Annotated in this window: 15 protein-coding genes; 6 read left to right on the top strand and 9 right to left on the bottom strand. The window is 68.3% G+C overall.

What is annotated here, in order from left to right; all coding sequences use genetic code 11:
- Positions 1–29 precede the first annotated feature (29 nt).
- Together AB0L91_RS29220 and AB0L91_RS29225 are read right to left on the bottom strand one after the other, a co-directional pair.
- Positions 30–2,060, bottom strand: coding sequence for an NADPH-dependent 2,4-dienoyl-CoA reductase (locus AB0L91_RS29220; RefSeq protein ID WP_365015584.1), 2,031 nt, complete (start codon positions 2,058–2,060; stop codon positions 30–32).
- Positions 2,057–2,611: a PadR family transcriptional regulator gene (locus tag AB0L91_RS29225; protein WP_355276889.1), complete on the bottom strand. Its 555-nt coding sequence runs from the start codon at positions 2,609–2,611 to the stop codon at positions 2,057–2,059. Before AB0L91_RS29225 ends, AB0L91_RS29220 begins: the two co-directional genes overlap by 4 nt.
- A gap of 114 nt (positions 2,612–2,725) precedes the next feature.
- Here AB0L91_RS29225 and AB0L91_RS29230 point away from each other — a divergent pair, with 114 nt between their 5' ends.
- Complete coding sequence (locus AB0L91_RS29230) at positions 2,726–4,060, top strand: MFS transporter (RefSeq protein WP_365015586.1); 1,335 nt, start codon at positions 2,726–2,728, stop codon at positions 4,058–4,060.
- Between the two features lie 125 nt (positions 4,061–4,185).
- On the opposite strand, the gene AB0L91_RS29235 is transcribed toward AB0L91_RS29230, so the two are convergent.
- Positions 4,186–4,806: a TetR family transcriptional regulator gene (locus tag AB0L91_RS29235; RefSeq protein WP_355276893.1), complete on the bottom strand. Its 621-nt coding sequence runs from the start codon at positions 4,804–4,806 to the stop codon at positions 4,186–4,188.
- A gap of 170 nt (positions 4,807–4,976) precedes the next feature.
- On the opposite strand from AB0L91_RS29235, the gene AB0L91_RS29240 reads away from it, so the two are divergent.
- The 3 genes from AB0L91_RS29240 to AB0L91_RS29250 are packed head-to-tail and all read left to right on the top strand — an operon-like array spanning position 4,977 to position 7,575.
- Complete coding sequence (locus AB0L91_RS29240) at positions 4,977–6,068, top strand: ferredoxin reductase (protein ID WP_365015588.1); 1,092 nt, start codon at positions 4,977–4,979, stop codon at positions 6,066–6,068.
- 40 nt (positions 6,069–6,108) lie between these two features.
- Positions 6,109–7,257, top strand: a complete 1,149-nt coding sequence (locus AB0L91_RS29245; RefSeq protein ID WP_365015590.1) for an acyl-CoA desaturase — start codon at positions 6,109–6,111, stop codon at positions 7,255–7,257.
- On the top strand, positions 7,258–7,575 hold the full coding sequence (locus AB0L91_RS29250; RefSeq protein WP_365015591.1) for a hypothetical protein: 318 nt from the start codon (positions 7,258–7,260) through the stop codon (positions 7,573–7,575). It begins immediately after the preceding gene.
- 3 nt (positions 7,576–7,578) lie between these two features.
- Here the strand turns inward: AB0L91_RS29250 and AB0L91_RS29255 are convergent, their stop codons facing one another.
- Positions 7,579–8,109 carry a DUF4254 domain-containing protein gene (locus tag AB0L91_RS29255; protein WP_355276901.1) on the bottom strand — a complete coding sequence of 177 codons (531 nt, stop codon included), beginning with the start codon at positions 8,107–8,109 and terminating at the stop codon, positions 7,579–7,581.
- A 368-nt stretch (positions 8,110–8,477) separates the two neighbouring features.
- Here AB0L91_RS29255 and AB0L91_RS29260 point away from each other — a divergent pair, with 368 nt between their 5' ends.
- Complete coding sequence (locus AB0L91_RS29260) at positions 8,478–8,786, top strand: hypothetical protein (RefSeq protein ID WP_355276904.1); 309 nt, start codon at positions 8,478–8,480, stop codon at positions 8,784–8,786.
- Between the two features lies 1 nt (position 8,787).
- Here the strand turns inward: AB0L91_RS29260 and AB0L91_RS29265 are convergent, their stop codons facing one another.
- The 5 genes from AB0L91_RS29265 to AB0L91_RS29285 form a co-directional block, all read right to left on the bottom strand.
- Positions 8,788–9,783: an ATP-binding cassette domain-containing protein gene (locus tag AB0L91_RS29265; protein WP_355276906.1), complete on the bottom strand. Its 996-nt coding sequence runs from the start codon at positions 9,781–9,783 to the stop codon at positions 8,788–8,790.
- Positions 9,784–9,785: 2 nt separating this feature from the next.
- Positions 9,786–10,619 carry an ABC-2 family transporter protein gene (locus AB0L91_RS29270; protein ID WP_218720845.1) on the bottom strand — a complete coding sequence of 278 codons (834 nt, stop codon included), beginning with the start codon at positions 10,617–10,619 and terminating at the stop codon, positions 9,786–9,788.
- Positions 10,612–11,487, bottom strand: a complete 876-nt coding sequence (locus AB0L91_RS29275) for an ABC-2 family transporter protein (RefSeq protein ID WP_365015594.1) — start codon at positions 11,485–11,487, stop codon at positions 10,612–10,614. Before AB0L91_RS29275 ends, AB0L91_RS29270 begins: the two co-directional genes overlap by 8 nt.
- Positions 11,488–11,549: 62 nt before the next feature.
- Positions 11,550–12,920, bottom strand: a complete 1,371-nt coding sequence (locus AB0L91_RS29280) for an ATP-binding protein (RefSeq protein ID WP_357348203.1) — start codon at positions 12,918–12,920, stop codon at positions 11,550–11,552.
- Positions 12,921–13,154: 234 nt separating this feature from the next.
- Positions 13,155–14,105, bottom strand: coding sequence for a LysR substrate-binding domain-containing protein (locus tag AB0L91_RS29285; RefSeq protein ID WP_365015596.1), 951 nt, complete (start codon positions 14,103–14,105; stop codon positions 13,155–13,157).
- 104 nt (positions 14,106–14,209) lie between these two features.
- On the opposite strand from AB0L91_RS29285, the gene AB0L91_RS29290 reads away from it, so the two are divergent.
- Positions 14,210–16,069, top strand: a complete 1,860-nt coding sequence (locus tag AB0L91_RS29290; RefSeq protein WP_365015597.1) for a cellulase family glycosylhydrolase — start codon at positions 14,210–14,212, stop codon at positions 16,067–16,069.
- Positions 16,070–16,211: the final 142 nt, after the last annotated feature.

Raw genomic sequence — 16,211 nt, forward strand, 5'->3', positions numbered from 1 at the left:
TCCCTCGCGTCGGACGACCGGGTCTGCGGTTACAGGCGCGCCGCCAGGCGGGTGCCCTGGGCGATGGCCCGCTTGGCGTCGAGCTCGGCGGCCACGTCGGCGCCACCGATCAGGTGCAGGTCCACGCCCGCCGCACGCAGCGGCTCTTCCAGCTCGCGCACCGATTCCTGTCCCGCGCAGACGATCACGTTGTCGACCTCGATCACCCGCGGCTTCTCGTGCTTCTCACCGAAGCTGATGTGCAGGCCCTGATCGTCGATGCGCTCGTAGTTCACGCCGCCGACCTGTTCGACGCCCTTGGCCTTGAGCGCGGCGCGGTGCACCCAGCCGGAGGTCTTGCCCAGGTCCTTGCCGAACGGGGTCGACTTGCGCTGCAACAGCACCACGTCGCGGGCCGCGGGGGAGGGCTTGGGCTGCTTGAGCTGACCGCGGACCTGCTCGTCCTCGGAGTCCACACCCCACTCCTCCTTCCACTCGTCGAGCTTGAGGGTGGGATGTCCTTCGACGGTGAGGAATTCGCTCACGTCGTAGCCGATGCCGCCCGCGCCGATCACCGCGACCTTCTTGCCGACCGGCTTCTCCTCCTTCACCAGTTCGGCGTAGGACAGCACCATCGGGTGGTCGATGCCGGGGATGTTGGGGATACGCGGGCGCACGCCGGTCGCCAGCACCACCGAGTCGTACCGGCCCGCGATCAGCTCGTCGGCGCTCACCCGCTTCTCCAGGTGCAGGGTGACGCCGGTGAGTTCGATCTTGCGGCGGAAGTAGCGGATCGACTCGTCGAACTCCTCCTTGCCGGGGATGCGGCGGGCGATGTCGAACTGGCCGCCGATCTTGTCGTCGGCCTCGAACAGGTCGACGTGGTGACCGCGCTCGGCCAGACTGACCGCGGCCGAGAGACCGGCCGGACCGGCACCTACCACCGCGAATCGCTTGGCGCGCCGGGTCGGCAGCAGCTGCAACGTGGTCTCGCTACCCGCGCGCGGGTTGACCAGGCACGACACCTTCTTGTTGCCGAAGGCGTGGTCGAGGCAGGCCTGGTTGCAGGCGATGCAGGTGTTGATCTCGTCGGCGCGGTCGCCCTGCGCCTTGTTGGCCCACTCGGCATCGGCCAGCAGCGGCCGGGCCAGCGAGATCAGCGCCGCGTCGCCGCGGGTGAGGATCTCCTCGGCGATCTCGGGCATGTTGATCCGGTTCGACGCGCAGACCGGGATGTTCACCCGGCGGGCGACCTTGGCGGTGAACTCCACGAACGCCGCGCGCGGCACCGAGGTGACGATGGTGGGCACCCTGGCCTCGTGCCAGCCGATATCGGTGTTGAGGATGTCGACGCCCGCGGCCTCCAGTTCCTGGGCCAGCGCGATGATCTCCTCGAAGGTCTGACCCTTCTCCACCAGCTCGGCCATCGACAGCCGGAACACGATGATGAAGTCGGGGCCGACGGCGGCGCGGATGCGCTTGGCGATCTCCACGGGCAGCCTGCGCCGGTTCTCGGCGGTGCCGCCCCACTTGTCGGTGCGCTTGTTCACCCTGGGCGCGAGGAACTGGTTGATGAAATAGCCCTCACCACCCATGATCTCGCAGCCGTCGTAGCCGGCGAACTTGGCCAGCTCGGCGCAGCGCGCGTAGTCGTCGATGGTGTTCTCGATGCCCTTGGCCGAGAGCGCGCGCGGCTTGAACGGGTTGATCGCGGACTTGATCGCCGAGGCCGAGACACTGGTCGGCATGTAGGAATAGCGACCGGCGTGCAGGATCTGAATGGCGATCTTGCCGCCCTCCGCGTGGACCGCCTTGGTGATCTTGCGGTGGCGGTAGGCCTCGGACTTGGTGGTCAGCTTGCCGCCGAACGGCAAGAGCCAGCCGGTGCGGTTGGGGGCGTAGCCGCCGGTGATGATCAGGCCGACCCCGCCGCGGGCGCGCTCGGCGAAGTAGGCGGCCAGCTTGTTGGTGTCCCAGGCCCGGTCCTCGAGGCCGGTGTGCATGGAGCCCATGACCACCCGGTTGCGCAGGGTGGTGTGGCCGAGATCGAGTGGCTCGAACAGGTGGGGATAGGAAGTCATGGAAGGTCGTCACCTTTTCGGGGTCGCAGGGCCTGCAGTACTTCGTCGCACCATTCGACGTAGCCGGACTCCGCGCGGATGCCCGCGCGCAGCACCAGATACTGGTGCAGGGCGGCGCCGGAGAGCTGGTCCGGCGCCGGGAAGAATTTCTTCTCGCTGAGGCGGTACTCGTCGAGCCGCTGCGCGTGCTGGGCGCGGTGGCGGGCCACCTCGCCCAGCACGGCGTCGATATCGCCGTGCGCGGCGCCGCGGATCTTCACGCCGAGTTCGTCGTGGGACGGGCTGTACTCGGTGGGTTCGGCGATCCAGCGGGCGAGCTCGGTCCGGCCCGCGGCGGCCACCGAGTACACCTTCTTGTCGGGTTTTCCCTGTTGGGCGACCGATTCCACGGTCACCCAGCCGGAATCCTCCATACGCTTGAGTACCCGGTAGATCTGCTGGTGGGTGGCACTCCAGAAATAGCCGATCGACTTGTCGAATCGGCGAGCGAGTTCATAGCCCGAGCCGGCCCGTTCGCTGAGCGAGACCAGCAGCGCGTGCTCCAGTGCCATGGGACGAGGGTATCCGGAACGCTCGGTACTATGCAACCAGGTTCATATGAATGACGGCGTGCCGAAACGCCGATGTGTCCTGCCGCGAGCCGTGATCCCCATTACGCTTCGGCCATGACCGAGGTGAACGCGGCCGAGACCGTCGGCGAGGCGGCCGGGCGCGGGCAGGTAGTGGCGTGGGGATTGTGGGACTGGGGGTCCTCGGCGTTCCAGGCCGTCACGCTGACCTTCGTGTTCTCGGTGTATCTCACCGACAAGGTCGGCGACGACCTGCCCGGTGACACCCCGGCCAGCGCCTGGCTGGGCTGGGCGCTGGCGGCGGCGGGCCTGGTCGTCGCGCTGACCGCGCCGGTCTGCGGGCAGTACTTCGACGCGGTCGGTTCCCGCAAGCGAGCGCTGGCGACCCTGACCGCGCTCACCGTCGGCGCGATGTCGCTGATGTTCTTCGTCCACGACGACTACCACGATCTGTGGCTCGGGCTCGCGCTGCTGGCCTTCGCCTCGGCCGTGTTCGAGCTGGCCGGTGTGCCCTACAACGCCATGATGCGGCAGGTGTCGACGCCGGCCACGGTCGGGCGGGTCTCCGGATTCGGCTGGGCGATGGGCTATTTCGGCGGCATCGTGCTGCTGCTGATCTGCTATGTGGGGTTCCTGGCCGGGGACGGCGACACCCGCGGCGTGCTCGGCATGCCCACCGATCAGGGGCTCAACGTGCGCCTGGCCATCGTGCTGGCGGCGGTCTGGTTCACCGTCTTCGCGCTGCCGGTGCTGTTCGCGGTGCCCGAACTCCCGCGCACCACCGCCGACCCCGGCGCGGCGCGGGCCGGGCTGCTCGGTTCCTACCGGGTCCTGTGGCGCGATGTGCGCGAGCTGTGGGCGAGCGACCGGCACACGGTGTGGTTCCTGCTCGCCAGCGCGGTCTTCCGGGACGGGCTGGCCGGGGTGTTCACCTTCGGCGCGGTGCTCGCGGTGCAGGTGTACGGCTTCGCCGACGCCGATGTGCTGCTGTTCGGCATCGCCGCCAATGTCGTGGCGGGCGCGGCGGCGATCGCGGCGGGTCGCTTCGACGACAGACTCGGGCCCAAGCGGGTGATCGTGGCCTCGCTGATCGGGATGCTCGCGTGCGGGCTGGTGCTGCTGGTGGTGTCGGGCTCGCTGATGTTCTGGATCTTCGGGCTCGCGCTCACCGTGTTCGTCGGGCCCGCGCAGGCCTCGGCGCGCTCGTTCCTGGCGCGGCTGGCGCCGCCGGGGCGGGAGGGTCAGCTGTTCGGGCTGTACACCACCACCGGGCGGGCGGTCTCGTTCCTCGCGCCCTTGCTGTTCGGTGTGTTCGTGTCGATCTTCCACAGCGACCGGGCCGGGATCGCCGGACTGCTCGTCGTCCTGGCGGCGGGTCTGCTCGTCCTGCTGCCGGTGCGCGCGCCGGCGTCCACGGTGACCGCGGCGTAGTGGTGGTTCACCAGAACGGGGCGGCCCGCACTGTGTGTACGCCCGTACTCTGAAATTCCGGCTGTGCGGCATGTGGGGTGTGTTACACCATGGACCGCATGCGGCCACAGCCCCGGAAACATCCCTCAGTCAGCGGTTTTGGGAACCCAGCCGCCGATGCCGAGCGCGATCAGGCGCATCTGCATGACGGTGCGTTCGACCACCGCCGACTCCTCGCGCGGTGTCGCCGCGACGTAGGCGGCGATCCCGTCGGTGACCGTGGTGACCAGTAGGTCGGCCGCGATCTCGAGCTCGGTGGTGCTCCAGGTGTCCAGTGCGCGCAGCCGGGACAGATCGGCCACGATCTCGCGCACGATCAGCTGCATCTCCATCGCGATCGCCTGGCGCAGCGGGGCGGGCCCGCCGTGGCGCTCGCGGATGAGGAAGCCGAACAGTGCGCGCTTGGCCCTGACCTGCTCGAACACGAACCGCACCGTATCGGCCAGATGCGCGTCCGGTTTGCGCCTGACCTCGCGCAATGCCAGGCGCAGCGCCGTCACGCCCTCGTCGACCAGCGTGGCGCCGAGGTCGTCGAGCGAGGCGAAATGGCGATAGAACGCGGTCGGCACGATGCCGGCCGAGCGGGCGATCTCCCGCAGGCTCAACGCCGCGAATCCGCGGTCGGCGGCCAGCGTCAGGGTGCCTTCGAGGAGGGCCGCACGGGTGTGCGCCTTGCGCTCGTTGCGGGTTCCTGCCTGCTCAGTCACATCGGTGAGCATACATCCGTTCACCATAGTCGCTTCCCTGGATATGTTGCCCGCCTCACATCTTTGCCGGTTGACAGCGGGCTGGGTCCATCCGGCACACTGGTGAGTGTACAGGCGTGCACTGAAATGTGAATCGCATGCCGCACAACTTCCGCAGAGGGGCAAGACGCATGGTGGGACTGATCGACCTGGTGCAGACGTTGACGACGCCGCATCCGCTGGACCGGTACCTGGAGCTGGTCTCGCCCGCGCTCACCGCGCGGGAGCTGCGCGCCGAGGTCACCCATGTCTCGCACGCGGTGCCCGGTTCGGTGACGCTCACCCTGCGCGCCTCCCGGCAGTGGCGCGGCCACAGCGCGGGTCAGTACGTGCAGATCGGTGTCTCGATCAACGGTGTCCGGCACACCCGCTGCTACTCGCCGATCGATCCGGAGAGCCGCGGCGACCGCTTCCTCCAGCTGACCGTGAAGGCGCACCCGGGCGGGCTGGTGTCGAACTACCTGCACGAGCACGCCAAGCCCGGCATGGTCGTCGACCTGGCGCCCGCCGCGGGCGTGTTCGCCCTGCCCGAGCGTCGCCCGGACCGGGTGCTGCTGGTCAGCGGCGGCAGCGGCATCACCCCCGTGCTGTCGATGCTGCGCACGCTCGATGCCGAGGGCTTCACCGGCGAAGTCACCTTCCTGCACTACGCGCGCCAGCCCGAGATGGTGCCGCACCGGGCCGAGCTGACCGCGATCGCCAACCGCAGGCCGAACTTCCGGATCGAGTACCGCTACCCGGTCGAGCCGGGCACCGTCGTCGACGGTGAGACCTCCACCGGCAGTGGCTTCTTCGACTACGACGAGCTCGAGCGGGTCGCACCGTGGTTCGCCGACGCGCAGACCTTCGTCTGCGGTCCGCCGCCGCTGATGCGGGCCGTGCAGACGATCTTCGAGGCCGAGGGTCTCGCCGATCGGGTGCACAGCGAGGAGTTCACCCTCACCACCGTGCCGGCCGACCCGGCCGAGGCCACCGGCACCATCACCTTCTCCGGCAGCGACGTCGCCGCCGACAACACCGGAGCGTCGCTGCTCGAGCAGGCCGAATCGGCGGGCCTGACCCCGGAATACGGCTGCCGGATGGGCATCTGCTTCTCCTGCACCGCGACCAAGGTCTCCGGCTGCACCCGCAACCTGCGCACCGGCGAGCTCGACGCCGATCCCGACAAGCAGATCCAGATCTGCGTGAACACGGCCGTCGGCGACGTCGACATCGCCCTCTAGACACCGAGTACCGAGAAACCAACCAAGGGGAGATACCGACATGACGATCCTCACCGAAGGCAAAGACGGCCCGGTCATCCTGACCCCGGACCAGGTCGAAGAGCTCGGCAAGGCGCTCGACGAACTGCGCGCCCGCGTCGAAGCCGATCTGGGCGAACGCGACCGCGACTACATCTACAAGATCATCAAGACCCAGCGCGGCCTGGAGATCGCCGGCCGCGGCCTGATGTACCTGGGCTTCCTGCCGCCGTTCTGGCTGGCGGGCGTGGCGGCACTGGGTGTGTCGAAGATCCTGGACAACATGGAGATCGGCCACAACGTCATGCACGGTCAGTACGACTGGATGCGTGAGCGTGGCATCAACTCCCGCGAATTCGACTGGGACACGGTCTGCCCGGCCGACCAGTGGAAGCACTCGCACAACTACATGCACCACACCTACACCAACGTCCACGACATGGACCGCGACATCGGCTACGGCATCCTGCGCATGGACGAGGGCCAGAAATGGCACCCGTACTACCTGGGCAACCCGGTGTACGCCTTCCTGCTGATGACCTTCTTCGAGTGGGGCGTGATGCTCCACGACCTCGAGTTCGACAACATCGTCAAGGGCAAGCGCACCTGGGCCGAGATCAAGCCGCTGCTCCAGGGGCAGGCCAAGAAGGCTAGCAGGCAGGTCGTCAAGGACTACGTGGCCTTCCCGCTGCTCACCGGCCCGCTGTTCTTCCACACCCTGGCCGGCAACGCCGCGGCCAACCTGGTGCGCAACCTGTGGACCTACTCGATCATCTTCTGCGGTCACTTCCCCTCGGGTGTACAGACGTTCACCAAGGAGGAGACCGAGGTCGAGACCCGCGGCGAGTGGTACGTCCGGCAGATGCTCGGCTCGGCCAACATCAAGGGCTCCAAGCTGTTCCACATCCTGTCCGGCAACCTGTCGCACCAGATCGAGCACCACCTGTTCCCCGACATCCCGGCCAACCGCTACCCGGAGATGGCGCCCGAGGTGAAGGCGCTGGCCGAGAAGTACGGCCTGCCGTACAACACCGGCCGTTTCTCCAAGCAGATCGGCTCGGTGTGGGCCAAGATCTTCCTGCTCTCGGTGCCGGATCGCTTCGTCAAGAGGGCCCCCAAGCCCAGTGTTATCGTTATGCGTAATCGGAAGGCAACCGAAGTGGGCGTGTAAATGGTCGGCAAATTCGAAAGCAACAAAGATCTTGTCCAGGAATTGACGTCCTCCGGTGCCAGGCACGTCGGCAATATCGCCACGCTGATCACCGGGGCGGTCGCCGAGGTCGCGCGCGAGATCGGTGAGTTCATCACCGACGCGATCGAGATGAACGAGGCCGCCGCGGCGGCTCGCCGCGACGCCGAGCAGCAGCTCGACGCCGAGCGCGCCTACACCGAGTTCGTCGAGGCCGAGACCGAGGACGAGCCCGTCGAGGCGGTCGAGGTCGAGGTCGAAGCCGAGGTCACCGAGCCGGTTCCCGGCGACAAGGCCTGATCCTCACCACACCGGCAGCCGCCTGCGGTGTTCGGTGACATCGGTGATCAGATCCCGGTAGCCGTCGGTCAATTCGGCCAGCCGGCACCAGTGCAGATGGGTGCGTGCCTCCCACTGCCGCGGGGTCGTCTTCTCGACCGGATCGCCGCCCAGCGCCCGCTGGGCGGCGATCCATTTCGCCGCCATCCGGTCGATCACCGCGCCGAGGGTCTCGGTGTGCAGCGAGGCGCCCGCCCGGTGCGCCACATTGGCGGCGACCCACTCGTCGATGCGGTCGATGAGCGTGGCGCGGTCGCCGTCGATCTGGTCGATCAATTTGCCGCACGCCGCGATCCGGCCGCTGGTGGCCTCCGGCGCGCGGGCCGCCTCGATCGCCTGGTGCCTGCGGTCGTGGCAGCGGGCCAGCCGATTCGCGGCCTCGAGGACCCGGTGCCGCGCCGGGTCGGGGTCGGTGGATTCCAGGAAGGCCCGCAACAGCGCCGAGGGTGGCGGGAATTGCGTGGCATCCACACGATGGCCGGGATCGAACGGCATGATGCACGCCCCTGAATACGCTGAATTTCGTGCTTGGATACGCCAGAGCCGGGGAGGATTCGGGGGAGGTGCACTCCCCGGCACCGGCGTAGCCCCGCCCGGGCGTCGACGAATATCCGCGACGCTGCGGCGAGGAAGACGACCCGGGGAAAAATCGGGACCCTCTCAGGAAAGCGCGATTCGGCGCGACCGCGCAATAGTATGGTGTACAAATCGCCCGGTCTGCGGAAATTGTTATGCACCGTTACGGCGGGGTCACCACGAGACGTCTCCCGTGTTACCCATCCGCACATTCCCGGCAATCGGCGGGACCGTACCCACCGCGAATGCCGCCGCATGCACTAACCTCGATAAATGTGCCGGCCTATGTGTCCTCACCCGAACTGACCTTCGGGTTCCTGTTCGCGCTGGAAGACCCGCAGCGAATCGCCGACGTCGTGCGCGACCTGATGGAGCGCCGCGCGGTCTCGGTGTTCCGGCTCGCGCGCCTGTCCGACGACGACGGCCCGCCCGAACGCTACGTGGTGAACTGGGCTGCGATACCGCAGATCTCGATCACCACCAGCGCGCCGGAGCCCGGCGACCTCCAGGCGCAGCGGATCATGCTGGTCAACGCCTTTCTCGGCGAGAACGGCGAGGTCAGCCTGTATTCCGGCACGCCGAACGCGCCGAGCTGACTCAGCGCGCCGATTCGTAGATCCGGCGCACCACGTCCTCGATGCCCGGTTCCTCGATCGACAGGTCGCGCACCTGCGCCCGGTCCGACACCGCGGCCAGTAACGCCGCCGCCGTGGTGTGTTCGGCGTCGAAGGCCAGGCGCTGGCGCATGCCGCCCGCCTCACTGGACAGCAGCTGCGCCCCGCAGGGCAGATCGTCGAGATCCGGTGTGGGCGCGGCCAGGTCGACCACCAGTACCCGGCGCGCGCCGACGGTGGCGCCGAGCCCGGCCAGTGAACCGTCGTACACCAGCCTGCCGTGATCGACGACCAGGACGCGATCGCAGAGCCGTTCGATATCGCCCATGTCGTGGGTGGTGAGCAGCAGCGTGGTGCCGCGCTCGATCCGTTCCGCGCGCAAGAACTCGCGTAATCGTTGTTTGGACAGTACGTCCAGGCCGATCGTCGGCTCGTCCAGGATCACCAGCTCCGGCGAATGCAGCAGCGCGGCGGCCACTTCCGCGCGCATGCGCTGGCCGAGCGAGAGCTGGCGGACGGGGGTGTCGAGGGTGTCGGCCATCTCGAGCTGTTCGACCAGTTCGTGGGTGCGCTTGTCGGCGATGTCGGGATCGAGGCGGTGGATCGCCGCCAGGATCGAGAACGACTCGTGCAGCGGCAGATCCCACCACAGCTGCGAGCGCTGCCCGAACACGACGCCGATCCGCGCGGCCAGTTCCCTGCGCTGGCGCACCGGCTCCAGCCCGCAGGTGCGGACGCTGCCGGTGGTCGGCACCAGGATGCCGGTGAGCATCTTGATCGTCGTCGACTTGCCCGCGCCGTTGGCGCCGATATAGCCGACCGCGGAACCGCGTTCGATCCGGAAGCTCATCCGGTCGACCGCGGTGATGGTGTCCCGGTGTCTGCGCCAGCGGCTGCCGTTCTTGCGGTAGACCGTGAACTGCCGGGTGAGGTCGTCGATGTCGATGATCGGCTCCGCGGAGCCGTACTCGTCCTCCATCGCTATCCCCCTCCTCCCTGATAGTGCCTCGTTCCTATCCGCCACGCTGCGAAGGCCAGTAACCACACCCATGCCGCCGCCACCGGTGTCAACCAGGCCGACCACGCGGGCAACAGCGGCGGTCCGGGGAGACCGAGCAGCGCTATCGTCGGCACGTAGGCGGTGAACGCGACGGGTATCGCGAACCCGAACAACAGCTTCAGCGGCGCGGGGAACACCGAAGCGGGCTGCATCGCGGCGAAGGATCCGCCGTAGGTGAAGCTGTTGGTGAGCTCGGCACCGTCGATCAGAAAGAACTGTAGTCCCGCCGCGCATACGAAAAGGCCACAGAACAGGGCAATTCCACTGATCAGGGTGATCACGATCAAGGTAACCGGGGCGATGCCCCAGTCGATTTCGTTGCGCCACAGCCCCACCCCGAGCACGATCACCGCGACGGCGGCGCGCGCGAGCCTGCGCAGCGAGATATCGCTGGTGATCAGTTGCAGCAACAGGGGTTGCGGGCGCAGGTGATAGGCGTCGAGGGTGCCCATCCGGATCATCGCCGGCAGCGAGTCCAGGTGCCCGACCAGCACCTGGGCCAGCGCGAAGGAGGTGTTGGACAGCCCGAACAGCAGCAGCGCCGCGTTGGTGTCGAGCCCGCCGAGCGTGCCGACATTGTGGAAGATGACCCACACCTCGGCGAACTCGACCAGGCCGATCAGGAAGGCGCTGAACACCTCGGTGGCGAACGAGAGCCGGTACACCTGCTGTGCTTTCACACGCGAACGCAATACTGCGAGATAGGGGGTGAACCAGGTCCCGGCCACGATGCGCGCGGAATCCGGTTCAGCCACCCTGTACCTCCAACCTGCGTTGTCCCGCCCGCAGCAACACCCTGCCGAGCAGTCCGATCACCAGCACCCAGAAGCCTTGCGCCGCAACAGTGAGCAAGGCGTCCATGCCGGCGACCCGCCCGGACAGCGTATCGATCGGTGCCTGGAGGATGGAGGGAAACGGGGTAGCCATCGCTATCGTCCGCAACCAGTCCGGAAACATGTGGACCGGGACGAAGAGCCCGGCCAGGAAGGTGCCGACGATCTGGTACAGCACCCGGATCCCGCGGATCTCCACCACCCAGAACCCGATCAGCGCGACCGCGAACAGGCACAGGAACGACAGCGCCACCGCGAGCAGCACGCTGATCAGGCCGAGCAGATAGGCCACCGGCGTCGTCGGCATCGACAGCCCGAAGGTCGCGGCGCCGATGATGATGCTCGGCACGCCGCGGGGCAGGAAGGTGCAGGCCGCCCGGCCCATATCGGTGGCCAGGTAGCCCAGCTGGACGTCGACCGGGCGCAGGAAATCGATCGCGACGTCACCGGATTTGATCCGTTCCACCAGGTCGATCGGTGGCCCCATGAACTGGGTCGCGCCGAGCAAGGCCTGCGACAGCCACACGTAGGCGCCGATGGTGCCCTCGTCGTAGCCGCCGAAATCACCGGCCGCGCGGACCGCGGCCACCATCACCGCCGCCCGGACGAAACCGAACACGCAGTTGGTGAACAGCCCGGCGAACATCGCCAGCTTGTACTGGGCCTGCCGTTTGAATCCGGCCCGCGCCAGCTTCCAATAGACGCCGAAGGCGCTCGGCCTGCGCCGACGGAATGCGCACCGGCGCACCGCGAGGGCAACTCGGCCGTCCCCCTCCGCATCGCCCCGCACAATCAGTCAACTCTAGGCGGCCCCACCGTGATCCGGACGAAAACGCCGACGATCGTGACTGCTCAGCGCAGCGGAACCCCGACGTCGCTGCCGCCCTCGGGCGTGATCCGCGCGCTCACTTTGGCCAGCGCGGGCGCCGGGACGAAACCGCCGGCGAACAGCGCCTCGCCCTGGCGGAACCAGGGGGAGCGGCCGAGCAGGGCCGAGGGCGCGTACCCGAAGTAGGTGCCGAGTTCGGCGAGGTCGACCGGGGAGGTCATCTTCATCAGCGCGAGATTGTCGCACTGGGAGATGATGCCGGAGTGCACCTTCGACGGACGTTGCGTCGACAGCAGCAGCCACAGCCCGAATTTGCGGCCTTCGGCGGCGATCTGGATCAACCGCTCGCGCACCGCGATCGCGATCGGGGAATCCAGCCGGGGCGAGGCCAGATTGTGCGCCTCGTCGATGACGAGCAGGATCGGACGGCGCTCCTCGCGGCGGGCCCACAGGTCGTCGAGCAGGGCCAGCGCGACCACGAGCTGCTGTGCGGCGGTGGAGAATCCGCCCAGATCGAGCACGGTCGCGTCGGGGCGTTCCTCGACGACCTCGGTGACCGCGCGGTCCTGGCGGGCCCACACCTCCCACTCGTGCAGCCCGAGGTTCTCGATGCGCATCGCCAGGCGCCGCTGCGCCGCGGACTCCGAGCGCAGCAGCGACGGCAGGGTTTCCTCGAGTTCGGCGGCGGCGAGCTGGTCGGCGAGGTGGATCAGCTCGTTGAACTCCTCGCGATCGGCGATCGGATCGATCCGCAGGATCGCGGCCTTGGAGGTCAGCGGCAGCGCGGTGAACCTGGCCCGCAGCGGGTGCGCGGAATGCGGGCGCAGCACCCGGATGTCGCGCTCGCGCAACGCGTCGGCCGTGGGGCCGGTCGCACCGGGGGCGATCTCGCCGAGCCGGACGAAATCGGAATTGGGGTCGAAGATCACCACGGGCAGCGCGGTGTGCGCGATCACCTGCTCGAGCACGACGCCGAGCGCGTAGGTCTTGCCGGACCCGCTCTGCCCGCACCAGAAGGTGTGCCGGTTGAACCGCTTGGGCAGCAGCCGGGCCGGGCCGCCGGGCGGGGTGAGGTTCACCCCGACCTCGAGCAGCGCGCCGGTCGTCTCGTGCAGCGTCTGGACCGTGGCGGCGTCGACCATCTCGACCGTGCCCTCGGTGAAGGCGTAGCCGGCGCGGACGTCGATGCCGTCGTCGTTCAATTCGCCGATCAACCGGCCGCGCAGGCGAACCGGAGTCGTCTCCGACCGCTCCTCGACGAGCACGAGCTGACGGCGCTCGGCCGCGACGACCACGGCCAGCGAACCGGCGACCAGCGCGCTGTCGGTGGCGTCGGCGACTACGAACGAGCGGCCGTCGTCGGACCGCGCACTGGGCTGGCTACTGTTCGGCACCCAGCCATCTTCTCACCGCCTCCCGCGAACGGGGCCGGACAGCTATAGGACGGCTACCGCGGCGGCTCAGTGCTCCGGGAAGCCGGTGGCGAACAGGATCGCAATGATCACGGAGCTGACCACGGAAATGGCGAGAATGATCCACATGAGGGGGAAGGTTACCCGTACCCGGGCGTGTCGCTGTCATCGCACCGTCGTGCTGGGGCGTCGCCGCAGGTCACGGCGGTTCGGTGCTCAGAGCTGGGGTGGCACCGAACAGTCCGCGAAGTCGGGGTCCTGGAGATCACGGACGAGGTCGGGGTTGGCGTCGCGCACCGATCGGGCGATCTCGACGAACGAGCGGATCAGGGGCGTTTCGTGGTCGGCGCGCCAGCCGACCGCGACCTCGTTCGGCGTGGTTCCGGCGACCGGGACCAACCGGACCCGCGGAAACGGGACCCACCTGGCGCACGCCGCGGTGAGCACGATGCCGACACCGGTCGCGACCTTGTTCAGCTCCTCGAGCAACGAGCTCGACCGGCCGACCACGAGCGCGGCCAGCCCGTTCCGATGCTCGGCGAGCTCCCAGTAGGCATTCCAGACCGGATCCGCGGTGGCGGCGCCGAGCAGCGGTTCGTCGAGCAGCTCGTGCGCCGCGACCTCGGCGCGGTCGGCCAGCCGATGGTTCGACGGCAGCATCACCATCAGCGGCTCGGTGAACAGCGGCTCGAAGCGCACGCCGTCGTCGCGGAACGGGCGCCGGGCGAAGGCGACGTCGACCGAGCCGTCGGTCAGTCCGACGGCCGGGTCCGCGTAGCTGAAATGCCGCAGCTCCACCGAGACCTCGGGATGACGCTCCCGGAACGCCGACAGAATCGGCTCGGTGAGAGTGAGGGCGCCGCCCTCCATCAGCCCGAGGACCAGGCGATCCCGTTCCCCGCGGTGCGTCGACCTGGCCCGCTCGATCGCCGCGTGCAGGCCGGTCAGCGCCGCCCTGGCGTCGCGGAGGAACACGGCACCGGCGGCGGTGAGCTCGACGGTGCGGGTGGTGCGAGCGAACAGGGCCACGTCCAGCTCTCGCTCCAGCTGTTTGATCTGGGTGCTCAAGCCCTGCTGGGAGACGTGCAGACGCTGGGCGGCGCGGGTGAAGTTCAGCTCCTCGGCCACCGCGACGAAGTATCGCAACTGCCGGGTGTGCACCTCCATGGCGCGCAGCCTAGTGCGGGTGCGGCGATTGACAACCGAATCCGATGAATCGGTGAAATTCAGCTGTTTCACAGAGGATTTCCGGTGCGTTAGCGTTCGTCGGCATGCAGCTCAGGATCTTCGCCGTCGTCGCCTGCCTGTTCGGGGCGCTCCTCACTCCGCTTCTGCGCGACAGCGCGCCCGCGGTCGCCGATCCGGGCGGAATCCACGGCCCGCTCAGTACCAGCGGGCGCTACATCGTGGACGCGAACGGGAATCGGGTGAAGCTGAAATCCGGGAACTGGCACGGGTCGAGCGGCACCTGGAACGGCAGCGGCGACGACGAGACCGACGCCGCCAACTTCGCCGAGGAGAACGGGCACCGGGCGCCGCTCGGGCTGGACCGGGTCCGCATGGACGTCCTGATCGCCGACTTCAAGGCATTGGGGCTCAACAGCATTCGGCTGCCGTTCTCCAACGAGATGATCACCGACGCCCGCCCGGTGCAGGGGCTGTCCGCCAATCCGCAGCTCAACGGGCTGCGTCCGCTCGAGGTGTTCGATCGCGCGGTCACCGCGCTCACCGACGCCGGACTCGCCGTCATCCTCAACAATCACACCACCTCCACCCGCTGGTGCTGCGCCGTCGACGGCAACGAGCGCTGGAATTCCGGACAGTCGTGGGACGAGTGGATCGACGACTGGACCTTCATGGCCGCCCGCTACCGGGGCAACGCCGGCGTCGTCGGCGCCGACCTGCGCAACGAGGTGCGCCGCGACACCTGGGACGACCCGAACTGGGGCCTCGGCGACAACCACGACTGGTACGACGCCGCGCAGGAGGCCGGCGACGCCATCGTCGGTGGCGCGAATCCGGATCTGCTGGTGATGATCGAGGGCCTGAACTGGATCGGCATCCCCACCGATCTGACCCCGCACGAACGTCCCATGCTCGAGCCGCTGAACCGGCTGTCGGTGACGCTGAAGCAGTCGCACAAGGTCGTCTACGCGGCGCACTTCTACGGCTATATCGGCCGTCATCACACCGGTGCGACCGGCTGGGGCGAGACCACCGACCCCCGCTTCCGCGATCTGTCGCGCGCCGAACTGTTCCAGGCGATGAACGAACTCGCCGGGTTCGTGGCGACCACGCCGGACCGGCACTTCACCGCGCCGGTGTGGATCAGCGAATTCGGAATCGGCAAGGACGCCGAGCCGCTGGATCGCGCCTGGTTCGGCGCCATGGTCGATTTCCTCGTCGAGAAGGATCTGGACTTCGCCTACTGGCCGCTCGTCGGATTCCATCAGAACGACGCGGGCAATCAGTGGGGCCTGCTGCGCTACGACACCGCAGGCGGCCTGCGCAGCGTCACCGACGCCGACGACTGGCGCGCCGCGCACGTGCGCCGGCTGCTCGCGGCGGACGGCAAGACCGGACCGGTCGCGCCGGTCCGGACCTGGTCGATGCTCAACGGCATCCACGAGGACGACAACCGCTCGGTGTGGGCCGCGGCCGACTGGGACAGCGGTGCGCACAAACTCGTCTGCCCCGATGATCAGCGGTTGATCGGCATCAGCTCGCGCGGGCAGGGCGGGCTGTGCACCGACGCCACCGAGGGCGCGCTCTGGCAGCCGGGCACCACGGCCGTGAAGGTCGACTCGGAGCGGGTCAGCACCGACTGGGCCGGTGGCTTCACCAAGTACCAGTGCCGGGACGGGCAGTTCATGATCGGCTACAGCCTGCGCGGCGACAAGATGTCGGCCATCCTGTGCGCTCCCGCCCGCCTGCCGCTGGCCGGTGCGGGCCGCACGCTCTGGGACGACCGCGGCGACAGCCGTCCCGCCTCCGGGGAAGGCGGCGACTACGCGCACGGGTACTACAAGGCCCAGTGCGCGGCGACCGAGTACGCGGCGGGCATCGCCTTCTCGTGGGCCAACGCCCGCGGCGCCCATCCCGACGCGCTGTACTGCCGCGCCCTGCGCTGAGCACTCTTTCGTTCGCGCCAACACCTAGATCGCTGCATGGTTGCTGCCGTCTGACTCGGCAACTGTTCGGTTTCATTTTCGTCCGGCGGTCGAGCAGCGGTATACCGTGCAGTGTCCGGTTCGAATGCAGGTGTTGGCAGAG

The sequence above is a fragment of the Nocardia sp. NPDC051833 genome (assembly GCF_040681225.1).
In the GTDB taxonomy this organism is placed as follows: domain Bacteria; phylum Actinomycetota; class Actinomycetes; order Mycobacteriales; family Mycobacteriaceae; genus Nocardia.

Bases quoted from the DNA above. Each gene is read 5' to 3' on its own strand.
- AB0L91_RS29220 (WP_365015584.1), bottom strand. From the start codon at position 2,060: ATGACTTCCTATCCCCACCTGTTCGAGCCACTCGATCTCGGCCACACC.
- AB0L91_RS29225 (WP_355276889.1), bottom strand. From the start codon at position 2,611: ATGGCACTGGAGCACGCGCTGCTGGTCTCGCTCAGCGAACGGGCCGGC.
- AB0L91_RS29230 (WP_365015586.1), top strand. From the start codon at position 2,726: ATGACCGAGGTGAACGCGGCCGAGACCGTCGGCGAGGCGGCCGGGCGC.
- AB0L91_RS29240 (WP_365015588.1), top strand. From the start codon at position 4,977: ATGGTGGGACTGATCGACCTGGTGCAGACGTTGACGACGCCGCATCCG.
- AB0L91_RS29245 (WP_365015590.1), top strand. From the start codon at position 6,109: ATGACGATCCTCACCGAAGGCAAAGACGGCCCGGTCATCCTGACCCCG.
- AB0L91_RS29250 (WP_365015591.1), top strand. From the start codon at position 7,258: ATGGTCGGCAAATTCGAAAGCAACAAAGATCTTGTCCAGGAATTGACG.
- AB0L91_RS29255 (WP_355276901.1), bottom strand. From the start codon at position 8,109: ATGCCGTTCGATCCCGGCCATCGTGTGGATGCCACGCAATTCCCGCCA.
- AB0L91_RS29265 (WP_355276906.1), bottom strand. From the start codon at position 9,783: ATGGAGGACGAGTACGGCTCCGCGGAGCCGATCATCGACATCGACGAC.
- AB0L91_RS29285 (WP_365015596.1), bottom strand. From the start codon at position 14,105: ATGGAGGTGCACACCCGGCAGTTGCGATACTTCGTCGCGGTGGCCGAG.
- AB0L91_RS29290 (WP_365015597.1), top strand. From the start codon at position 14,210: ATGCAGCTCAGGATCTTCGCCGTCGTCGCCTGCCTGTTCGGGGCGCTC.